Raw genomic sequence first — 10703 nt, forward strand, 5'->3', positions numbered from 1 at the left:
CCGCAGTTCTACTCGATCATGGACGCGGTGCTTTCCAGTGCGGTGACGTCCGCCTTCACTGGACAGTACAGTGCCAACTTTGGTGCCGATGGTCTGGACTTCCTGTCGGTGGCGCTGGCTTTGAGTGGTAACTACGCCGGTCAACAGGTGAGTTTCGTCCAGGCGCCGACCGCTGAGGATGGGGTCACCGAGGTGGAGGTGACTAATGGCGCCAACGAGGTACTGTTCAGCTTCTACTACACAACCACGACCAATGCCGTTTCAGCGGGAGGGGATGGTAGCGTGGTGTTAAGCGCCTTCAGCAGCCTGAACGATCCGGAGGGGAGTCCTTTCTTTACCCTGACGATCAACCCCGATGGCACCTATAGCTTCGATCTGATCTCCAACGAGATCATCTCCTCGACCACGGTCACCGGCGAGGACTTTGGGGCCTTCGGTCCTGTGGGCGAGGTATCGACCATAGATGGCTCCCTGACCATATTCGGTGGTAAAGACGCATCGACCCCTCAAGACGTCAACGCCTCGCAGAATGGTATAGGGGTGAAAGAGGCGACCATCGATAAGGGCGAATGGATGCGTTTTGACTTCCTCAAGCTGCAGAGTTTCGTCAGCTTCAGTGTGCAGCAGTTCGGTGGTAGTGGTGCCGCGATCCTGATGTTCACCATTGATGGCGTGGTCTTCGATTTCGGTACCGATCCGGGCTTACAGAACCTCTCGCTGACCAAGCCCGCTTCGGGAACGGGCATGTTCGAGGTGGTAGTCGATGCCGACTTGGCCGGAACCTGGACTTTCGATGGGGCAACCGCCACCTATACCCTCTATGTGGCGAATGAGTTTGAAGAGTTGCGGATCGATCACGAGGATGGTGGGGTGAAGTTCAACGTGAACAACATCACCTACGACCTGACCACCACCATCGAGGATCTGACGCTGAACTTTGATCTCGCGGTGACCGATGGCGATGGTGACTCCGCCTCGCTCGACGATCACCTGACGATCAGCATGCTCGATCCCAACGATGCGGTATCTGCCGCCTCCAATGGCGTCGATGCGGACAACGGCGTGGTGCTGGTTGGTAACGGTGGCCATGACACCCTGCTCGGTGGTGAGGGTGACGACATTCTGATCGGTGATGTTGGCAACGACATCCTCACCGGCGGCGGTGGCAATGACACATTCGTGTGGAATGCGGGGGATCGCGGCGGCAACTACCACGATATCGTCAAAGACTTCGGGGTTGGCGACAACGTGCTGAACTTGTCGGAGCTGCTGGTTGGGGTGAGCGATCCCAGCGATGCCAACGTACTGGACGATTATCTGAGCTTCAGCTTCACCGCCACCGATACGGTGATCAGTGTCTCCAGCACCGGCAACGTGGCGGACGCTTCGACCATCGATCAGACCATCACGCTGGAGAACACTATCCTGTCCGGCGGCAATGCGGCGGATATCATCCAGGGTATGCTCGACAGCAACCAGTTGGTGGTTTGACCTGTTGGGAGTTTCCCCAGGCCGAGCTCTCAACTAGAGTAAGCCCGCTACCCCTTTCGGGCAGCGGGCTTTTTTATGGGCGTTTGCCGGAGGCACCGATGGTCTATGTACAGCGCGACGCCGCGGGGCGGTTGCTGCGGGTCGAATACGAGCCCTTCGCGGGAATGACGGAAAACCTGGCGGTCGAGAGCGATGAGCTGCAGGCCTGGTTGGCGGCCAAGGAAGAGGTCAGGGCGCGTCTGGACAGCCTCAAGCAGTCCGACCTGGAGTTGGTGCGCGTGCTGGAAGACGTGGTCAGCGTGCTGGTCGAGCGCGGTGTGATCCGCTACACCGACCTGCCCGAAGCGGCGCGGCAGAAGCTCGACCAGCGTGCCATTGCGCGGGCCGAGATCGAAGGCCTGAGCGGCCTGCTCGGCGACGACGAACACAACCTGGTGTGAGCCTGGCCTGGACGCAATCCGGGAATATCGGGGAGTCCCGCTGAGCTTTCCGGACTGCATCCGGGCCGTGAGCCCGTGCCGTCGCCGCCAGGCACTGGCGGATAGCCTGGGCGCCTACTGCCAGGGCGCCGGCGCACCGATCAGGCGACCCATGGCGCCATGCACGCCGAGTTCCTCGAGCACGCGCAATTCCCCCTCGGTTTCCACCATCTCGGCGATCAGCGGCAAATCGATGCTGTTGGTGGCGCGGAAGATCGCCTCGATGAACAGGCGCTTGTCGCTTTCCTGGTCGATGGCGCGGATGTAGGTGCCGTCGATCTTCAGGTAGGCCAGGCCGAGGTGGGTGAGGTTGCCGATCAGGCTGAAGCGGCCGCCGAAATGCTGCAGGCCCAGGCTGAAGCCGGCCTCGCGAACGCTCTGGCTCAGGGCTTCCAGCTCCGCCGGCGGTGGCAGGTGACGCTCGTCCACCTCCAGGGTCATCAGCTGCGCCGCCTCGGGGTGGCTCTTGAGCATGGCCAGCAGCTTGGCCTTGCTCGGCGCATCGCGCAGGGTCGCGGCGGACAGGCTCAGGGCCAGCGGCGCGGGGTGCTGCGCCAGGTGGGCGAAGCTGTGTTCGAGCATCGCCAGGTCGAAGCGCGCGGCCCAGCCCAGGCGCTCGATCCAGGGCAGGAAGCGCCCGGCGGCGATGGCCTCGCCCTGCGGGTCGAGCAGGCGCGCCAGCACCTTGCGTTGCAGCAGGCGCTCGCGCGCGGCGCACTCGACCACCGGCTGGAAATACAGCTGCAGCTTGCCCTTGTTCAGCGCATCGTCGATCCAGTTGCGCCAGTCGTGCAGGCCCTGGCCGCTCTGCGCGGTGAAGTCGTCGAGGCGTTCCCAGCATTTGTCCGCATTGCTCTGCGCCTGGGCCAGCGCCTGGTCGGCGCGGCCGAGCACCGTGCCGGGTTCCTCGCCCGGGCGAAACGCGGCGACGCCGATATGCGCGACCGGATCGCAATCGCTGGCACCGGTCTGGCGCAGGTTGTCCAGGCCCTGGCTGAGTTCGATGGCCAACTGGTCGGCGTCCTCGCCGCTCAGACCTGGGGCGAGCAGGGTGAATTCGCCGCCCCGGCTGCGCGCGGCCAGCCACTCGCTGCGCCCCGGAGCCTCCAGCAGGCGCTTGAGCAGCTCGCCGAGGGCGCCGATCAGGGCGTCGGTGCGCTGGCCGCCGAGACGCTGGTTGAGGCCGCCGAGGTCGTTGACTCGCAGCAGCAGCAGGTAGCCGTCGGCGTGCTGCTCGCTGACCACCAGCTGATTGCTCAGACGGATGTCGAACTGGCGGCGGTTGGCCAGGCCGGTGAGGCTGTCCTGGTAGGCTTCCTCGCGCAGCTTCTCGCTGCGCGCGGCTTCTTCGGCGAACAGCGTCTTGAGTTTGTCGACCATCTGGTTCATCGCCAGCACCACGCGCTTGAGTTCCGGGGTGCGCGGCACGCGGGGCAGGGTGAGGAACTCGCGGCGGGTGATGGCCTGCGCCTGCTGCACCATGTTGTCCAGCGGGCGCAGCTGGGTGCGCAGCAGCCAGCCGCCGAGCACCGCGCTGACCAGGCCGCACAACAGCAGCCAGAGCAGGCTGCCCAGCGCGCTGTCCCACAGCTTGGCCAGGGCGAACTGAGGATGGCTGAGCACCTCGACCCGCGCGGCCTGTTCCCAGCCGCGCATGATCAGAGCGTCGCCGCCCTGCGGGCGCAGGTCGACCAGCTCGACGAACCAGCGCGGCACGTTCTCCGGGGTGACCGTGGTGCGCCGTTCCACCACCAGGCTGCCGTCGGCGATGCGTACCACGCGGATGCTGGCGAAGTAGCCGCTGTCGAAGATCGAGCTGACCATCAGCTCGATCATCGCCGGGTCGTCCACGTGCGGCGTCATCGACAGGCCCAGCGCCGTGGCGGCGTCCTGGGCGTGCGAGCGCAGCTGGCTGATCAGCTGTTCGCGCGAGCTCTCCACCCCGGCGATGAAGCTGCCGGTGAAGGCCACCACCAGGAACAGGCAGATGGCGAGAAACAGCTGCTTGAGTAGGGACATGGATCTTTCCTCCTAGCCATCGCCGATGGCGAAGCCCTCCGCACGCATTTTTTTCAGGATGTCCTGCCAGCGCGAGAGCTTCTTGGTGTCGCTCTTGCGGGTATTGGAACCGGCGAGGTAGAGGCCTTCGGCGTTGAAGGCGTAGACCGGCAGCAGGTCCTTGCGCTGCGAGGCAGGGCGGATGTCGTTGATCAGGTTGTCCAGCACCAGCGGCTCGGCGGTGGGGCTGGCGTAGTAGGTCAGTACCATGTGCGCCTGGTTGTAGTTCAGCGCCTTGACGTAGGTGATGCGCAGCTTCTCGCTGGGAATGCCGAGGCGGCGCAGGGTGAAGTACTTGGCGATGGAGTAGTCCTCGCAATCGCCGGCGCCCTTGACCAGCATCTCGACGGGGGTGGCCCAGTAGTCGTTCTGCTGCCACAGGCGGATGTCGTCGGTGAAGCGGATGGTGCGGTTGAAGAAGCGGTTGACCTCGCCGAGCTTGTCCGCCTCGGACAGCGTGGCGCTGCTCTTGATCAGCGCGTCCCAGTCGAGGATGCGCTGCTTGGCGGCGCCGAGGCTGCCGTAGCGGCTCTCGGCGTTGCGCAGAACCAGGGCGAAGTCCCAATTGGCCAGGGCCAGGCCGGCCAGCAGCCCGCCGCCGACCCAGAGGATCAGCAGACGCCGTTGCCATCCCTGAATGCGCTGCCGTGGCCGCATGGGGCTGCATCTCCGCTTCGATCGGCTGAAGTCTAGGCGACGCGCTGGCGATTTGCCCCGTGAACGGGATGAAATTGTGACTGCCGGGGGCTGCCGGATTGCATCCTGGCTACGCCGGGGCACAGGGGGCGTGAGAACAGCCTTGCGTCAGGGATTGGGTAGGGTCTTCTGCTTGAGGATATACAGGCTGACCAGCACCGCGCTGGTGAGCATGAAGGCGCGTGCCCAGGGCAGGGGCACCAGGTAGCAGGACAGGGCGATGCTCGCCCACATCAGCGCCAGCGCGTAGACCTTGCCCTTGAGCGGAATGCCCTGGCCGTCGAGGTAGTCGCGAATCCAGGGCCCCAGGTGTGGGTGGGTGACCAGCCAGATGTAGAAGCGCCGCGAGCTGCGCACGAAACAGGCGGCGGCCAGCAGCAGGAAGGGGGTGGTCGGCAGCACCGGCAGGAAGATGCCGATCACCCCCAGCGCCACGCACAGCCAGCCCAGTGCCAGCAGCAGGTAGCGAACGCCGCGGTGACGGCTTTCCTGGATTTCGCGAGGCATCTTCGGGCCCGGACGGACGCCGGCCGGGGCGCCTGGCCCCGGCCCACGGGATCAGTGCTGGCGGGGCTTGAGCAGCGCGGGTTTTTCCTCCGGCGCCTGGCACAGCAGGAAGAGTGCGGTGAGCAGCTCGGGAATCTGGTCGATCATGCTGTCCACCAGGTCGCGGTCGCGGGCGATCTCGGCGAACTCCGCTTGCTCGTCGAACAGACCGGAACCGACCATGATCGGCAGCAGCAGCTCGCTGACCTCGTCTTCGGCGTCCTCGAACCACACCGCCTCGCGCAGGAACACGCCTTCCATGAAGCCGATGCACCAGCCGCGCAGGTCGGAGTCGTCCGGGTCCTCGCCCAGGTCCAGCTCGCAGGGCAGCTCCGGCTCTTCCTCGCCGGCCAGCTGGCGGGCGATATGCGCCTTGAGGTGGATCAGGGTGTTCTCGATCTCCTCGCGCTCGGCCTCGCTGCGGTAGTGCGGCGGTTCGGCGAACAGGGCGTCGATCCACTCGCGCTCGGGCACCTGGTCCGGGCAGATCGCCAGGGCGGTCAGGTAGCCATGGGCGGCCACGTAGTCCAACGCCTCTTCGTGCAGCTCATCGGCATCGAGAAAGGCTTGCAGGCGGGACAGTTGCTCGGCGAAGGACATCGTGGGGCTACCTTGAAGGAGTAAACGAGGCTGGATTCTAGTCCACCGCCGCCCCAGCGGCCATAGCGGCGGGGCCTGGCGAGGGCAAAAGCCCGGCTTCGGACAGGCTGGCGCCCTGTCGTCGGCAATCCTGCGGCATAATGCGCGGCTCGATTCGGAGGCCTTCATGCTCGACCACGCCCAGCGCATCCTCAAAGACGTATTCGGTTACGACGCCTTCCGCGGCAATCAGGCCGCGATCATCGAGCGCGTGGCCGGCGGCGGCGATGCCCTGGTGCTGATGCCCACCGGCGGTGGCAAGTCGCTGTGCTACCAGGTGCCGGGGCTGTTGCGCGACGGCCTGGCGGTGATCGTCTCGCCGCTGATCGCGCTGATGGACGATCAGGTCGCCACCCTCGACGAGCTGGGCGTGGCCGCGGTGGCGCTGAACTCCACGCTGAGCAATGACGAGCAGCGCGAGATCGCCGAGCGCATCCGCCGTGGCGAGATCAAGATGCTCTACCTGGCGCCCGAGCGCCTGGTGCAGCAGCGCATGCTGAGCTTCCTGCAGGGCCTGGAGATCGCCCTGTTCGCTATCGACGAGGCGCACTGCGTGTCGCAATGGGGCCACGATTTCCGCCCCGAGTACCTGCAGCTCGGTCAGCTCGCCGAGCTGTTCCCGCAGGTGCCGCGCATCGCCCTGACCGCCACCGCGGACAAGCGCACCCGCGAGGAAATCGTCCAGCGCCTGCACCTGCAGAACGCCGAGCGCTTTCTGTCGAGCTTCGACCGGCCGAACATCTTCTACCGCATCCTGCCCAAGGATCAGCCGCGCAAGCAGCTGCTCGGCTTTCTCGCCGCGCGCAAGGGCGATGCCGGCATCGTCTACTGCCTGTCGCGCAAGAAGGTCGAGGAGGTCGCCGACTTTCTCAGTAGCCAGGGCTTTCCGGCGCTGCCCTACCACGCCGGCCTGCCCAACGAGTTGCGCGCCTATCACCAGAAGCGCTTTCTCAACGAGGAAGGCTTGATCATGGTGGCGACCATCGCCTTCGGCATGGGCATCGACAAGCCCAACGTGCGCTTCGTCTGCCACCTCGACCTGCCCAAGTCGCTGGAGGCCTACTACCAGGAAACCGGCCGCGCCGGCCGCGACGGCCTGCCCGCCGATGCCTGGATGGCCTACGGCCTGCAGGACGTGATCTTCCTCAAGCAGATGCTCAACAACTCCGAGGGCGACGACCGCCACAAGCGCATCGAGCAGCACAAGCTCGACGCCATGCTCGCCCTGTGCGAGGAAACCCGCTGCCGTCGCCAGGTGCTGCTGGGCTATTTCGACGAGGAACTGGCGCAGCCCTGCGGTCATTGCGACAACTGCATCGACGGCGTCGAGACCTGGGACGCCACCGAGCCGGCGCGCCAGGCGCTGTCGGCCATCTACCGCAGCGGCCAGCGTTACGGCGTCGGTCATCTGGTGGACATCCTGCTCGGCCGCGACAACGACAAGATCCGCGCCGTCGGCCACCAGCACCTGACGGTATTCGGCGTCGGCAAGGCGCTCTCCGAGGTCGAGTGGCGCACCCTGTTCCGCCAGCTGGTCGCCCGCGGCCTGGCCGACGTCGACCTGGAGGGCTTCGGCGGCCTGCGTCTGAGCGAGGCCTGCAGGCCGCTGTTGCGCGGCGAGGTCGGTTTGCAGCTGCGCCGCGAACCCAAGCCGGCGCAGACCGCCAAGGCCTCCAGCAGCGCCGCCAGCCAGCTGGTGCGCAGTCACGAACGGGAGATGTGGGAGGCGCTGCGCAGCTTGCGGCGCAAACTGGCCGAGGAGCACAGCGTGCCGCCCTACGTGATCTTCCCCGATGCCACCTTGCTGGAGATGCTGCGCAGCCAGCCCGGCTCGCTGAGCGAGATGGCTCAGGTCAGCGGCGTCGGCGCACGCAAGCTGGAGCGCTATGGCCAGGCCTTCCTCGAGGTGCTGGGTGGCGCTGCGCAGGAAGCGCCGGCGCCGGTGGCCGACCTGCGTCACGAGTTGGTCAGCCTGGCCCGCGCCGGCATGACCCCGACGCAGATCGCCGGCCAACTCGGCTGCAGCGAGAAGAACGTCTACAGCCTGCTGGCCGAGGCCATCGGCCAGCAGCAGCTGTCGCTGGAACAGGCGCTGGATCTGCCGGAAGAGCTGCTCGGCGAGATCCAGGAGGCCTTCCTCGACGGCGAGGGCGAGCTGCCGGCGGTGAGCGAGATCGCCCCGCTGTTCGCCGGGCGGGTCGAGGAGACGGTGCTCTACTGCGTACGCGCCGCGCTGCAGGCCGAGTTCGAGGTCTGACGCACGATTGTCGTGATTCTGGCGGCAACTCGATGACACGGCTAAGGTGTGGGGCAAGCCGCCAACAGACGAGGTAACGGTGCCCAGCTATCACGCCTGGCTCGACGACGTCCGCCCCAGCCCCTATGCCGACCAGCTCAGCCTGGGGTTCCGCTGGCTGCGCTTTTCCCGCGTACTGGAGCGCGAATACCGCAGCCATTTGCTGGACGAGAGCTTCGAGCTCAAGCGCATCGCGCTGAGCACGGCGATGGTCATCTGGCTGGCGCTCAGCGTGCTGGACCTGATGCTGGTGCAGCCGCCCCATTTGGGTTGGATTCTGGCCGTGCGCGTGCTGGTGCTGGTCATTCTCGTGGCCTGCGCCGCCCTGATCCTTCAGCGCCGCCACATCCGTCTGCTATTACCGCTGAGCATGACCTGCATCCTCGCCCTGGGCATTGGTGCTGCGGTGATCGTCGGCATCGCCCACCACGCCGACCCCAGCTACCCGTACGAGGGGCTGCTGCTGGTGAGCATGGCGGCGTATTTTCTGGTCGGCCTGCGTCTGAGCGAGGCGCTCGGTTGTGCCCTGGCGGTACTGCTGGTCTACATCGGCGCCGAGTGGCTGGCCGGCCTGCCGCTACCGCGGTTGATCAACAACGTGCTGTTCCTGCTGTTCGGCAACCTGATCGGGGCGGTGGGCTGCTATCTGCTCGAATACAAATCGCGCGAGTACTTTCTCATCAGCCGGCTGATGCGCCTGCTGGCCGACCGCGACAGTCTCACCGGTCTGCACAACCGGCGCAGCTTCAACCGCCAGTTCGAGCGCCTGTGGCGTCAGGCGCAGCGCGATGGGCAGTCGCTGGCACTGCTGCTGTGCGATATCGACCACTTCAAGGCCTACAACGACCACTACGGCCACCAGGCCGGCGACACCGCGCTGCAGCGCGTCGGCGCCCTGATCGAGCAGGCCGCGCGGCGTCCGCTGGACATGGGCGTGCGCCTGGGCGGCGAGGAATTCGCCCTGCTGTTGTTCGACATCGGCGCCGAGGAGGCCAAGCGCCGTGCCGAGGCGCTGCGCCTGGCGCTGGTGGAGCTGAATATCGCCCATCAGGGTTCGGACAGCGCCAGCATGCTGAGCATGTCCATCGGCATCGCCTGCCTCAGTCCCAGCGTCGGCGGCGAGCTGAATCAGCTCTACGAGCATGCCGACCGCGCGCTCTACGAGGCCAAGGCCTTCGGCCGCAATCAGGTGGTGGCCTGATCCGCGGTCGAGACTCGTGGCCGCATTTCAGTCGCATCCTGAAACGCTCGGCCACAATCCGGGCTTGCCCTGCGCTCGCGGTTATGGCTAGCTAGCTAATAATTAGTTTTTGACCTTTGTACGAGCCCGCTCCCCCATGTCTTACCCCGATCAACACCGCTTCGCCATGCAAGTCGCTCAATTATCCCGCGCCTGGCGCTCCGAACTCGACCGTCGTCTGGTCGGCCTCGGCCTGTCCCAGGCGCGCTGGCTGGTGCTGTTGCACCTGGCCCGTTTCACCGAGATGCCGACCCAGCGCGAGCTGGCGCAGAGCGTCGGCGTGGAAGGGCCGACCCTGGCGCGCCTGCTCGACAGCCTGGAGGCCCAGGGGCTGGTGACCCGCGTCGCGGTGCCCGAGGATCGCCGGGCCAAGAAGATCGCCCTGCAGCCGAAGGCGCAGCCGCTGATCGAGAAGATCGAGGCGATTTCCACCCAGCTGCGCCAGGAGGTCTTCGCCGGCATCGACGAAGAGGACCTGCGCCGCTGCCAGCAGGTGCATGCCCGGGTGCTGGGCAACCTGCTGAAGTAGTGCTCCGTTAGTGTCAATTTTTCGGCCGTGTTGCGGTCGATAGTCGTTTTTGCCTGATTTTTGACTTCTAGCCCTTGATGGCAATGTGCTTCGTCGGCAAACTGGCGCCCAAGCCGCTACTTTGTGAATTAGTAGCCATACTGCATCACGAGCCGGGTTCGACAGGGACAGTGTCGCCCCGACCTCGGTCTACTGTTCAGGGCGCCAGCCTCCCGGCCATCGGGACGCTCATACAGGAAGTGGAGGGGGCGGCGTTCGAGCCTGCATAACCCTGGAGGTCACATGGCTCGGGTGCGTCAGTTGATGTTGGGTTTGGCGTCGGGTTCTGCCCTCTATTCGGGCATGGCGCCGGCGCTGGGGCTGGGCGAGATCACCCTGCACTCGGCGCTCAATCAGCCGCTGGAGGCGGAGATCGAGCTGCTGGCGGTCGGCGATCTCGGCGCCGAGGATCTGCGCGTCGCCCTGGCGCCGGCCGAGGTGTTCAGCCGCTCGGGCGTCGAGCGTTTCTACTTTCTCAACGACCTGCGTTTCACCCCGCTATTGCGCGGCTCGCGCAGCGTGATCCGGGTGGTGTCGAGCCGGCCGGTGCGCGAACCCTATCTGAATTTCATCGTCGAGGTGGCCCGTCCGGATGGGCAGCTGCTGCGCGAGTACACCGTGCTGCTTGATCCGCCGGGTTCTGCCGCCTACACCGTACAGGCTGCCCCCAGCCCAGCAGCCGCCGCGCCA

10 protein-coding genes are annotated in these 10703 nt (G+C 65.8%); 6 read left to right on the top strand and 4 right to left on the bottom strand.

The window, feature by feature from the left end:
* Both N878_RS03160 and N878_RS03165 read left to right on the top strand, forming a co-directional pair.
* Positions 1-1491 (top strand): type I secretion C-terminal target domain-containing protein (locus tag N878_RS03160; protein ID WP_021442240.1); only part of this gene is annotated, 1491 nt, incomplete at its 5' end.
* 98 nt (positions 1492-1589) lie between these two features.
* Positions 1590-1931, top strand: coding sequence for a hypothetical protein (locus tag N878_RS03165; RefSeq protein WP_021442241.1), 342 nt, complete (start codon positions 1590-1592; stop codon positions 1929-1931).
* A gap of 114 nt (positions 1932-2045) precedes the next feature.
* Here N878_RS03165 and lapD read toward each other — a convergent pair whose 3' ends face one another.
* The 4 genes from lapD to N878_RS03185 all read right to left on the bottom strand — a co-directional run bounded on the left by lapD (position 2046) and on the right by N878_RS03185 (position 5870).
* Positions 2046-3989, bottom strand: coding sequence for a cyclic di-GMP receptor LapD (gene lapD, locus N878_RS03170; protein ID WP_021442242.1), 1944 nt, complete (start codon positions 3987-3989; stop codon positions 2046-2048).
* A gap of 12 nt (positions 3990-4001) precedes the next feature.
* On the bottom strand, positions 4002-4685 hold the full coding sequence (gene lapG, locus N878_RS03175) for a cysteine protease LapG (RefSeq protein ID WP_021442243.1): 684 nt from the start codon (positions 4683-4685) through the stop codon (positions 4002-4004).
* A 147-nt stretch (positions 4686-4832) separates the two neighbouring features.
* A complete protein-coding gene (locus N878_RS03180) occupies positions 4833-5231 on the bottom strand; it encodes a YbaN family protein (RefSeq protein ID WP_021442244.1) in 399 nt (132 codons plus the stop codon).
* A gap of 51 nt (positions 5232-5282) precedes the next feature.
* Positions 5283-5870, bottom strand: a complete 588-nt coding sequence (locus N878_RS03185; protein WP_021442245.1) for a YecA family protein — start codon at positions 5868-5870, stop codon at positions 5283-5285.
* A 166-nt stretch (positions 5871-6036) separates the two neighbouring features.
* Here N878_RS03185 and recQ point away from each other — a divergent pair, with 166 nt between their 5' ends.
* The 4 genes from recQ to N878_RS03205 form a co-directional block, all read left to right on the top strand.
* Positions 6037-8166, top strand: coding sequence for a DNA helicase RecQ (recQ, locus tag N878_RS03190; protein ID WP_021442246.1), 2130 nt, complete (start codon positions 6037-6039; stop codon positions 8164-8166).
* 79 nt (positions 8167-8245) lie between these two features.
* Complete coding sequence (locus N878_RS03195) at positions 8246-9406, top strand: diguanylate cyclase (RefSeq protein WP_021442247.1); 1161 nt, start codon at positions 8246-8248, stop codon at positions 9404-9406.
* A 136-nt stretch (positions 9407-9542) separates the two neighbouring features.
* Entirely contained in the window at positions 9543-9974 is a 432-nt protein-coding gene (locus N878_RS03200; protein WP_021442248.1) for a MarR family transcriptional regulator, read from the top strand.
* A gap of 282 nt (positions 9975-10256) precedes the next feature.
* Positions 10257-10703, top strand: a 447-nt coding sequence (locus N878_RS03205; RefSeq protein ID WP_031302684.1) for a hypothetical protein, incomplete at its 3' end; no start/stop codon positions are given.

Origin of the sequence: Pseudomonas sp. EGD-AK9, assembly GCF_000465935.2 — a bacterium.
Taxonomy (GTDB): Bacteria; Pseudomonadota; Gammaproteobacteria; order Pseudomonadales; family Pseudomonadaceae; genus Aquipseudomonas.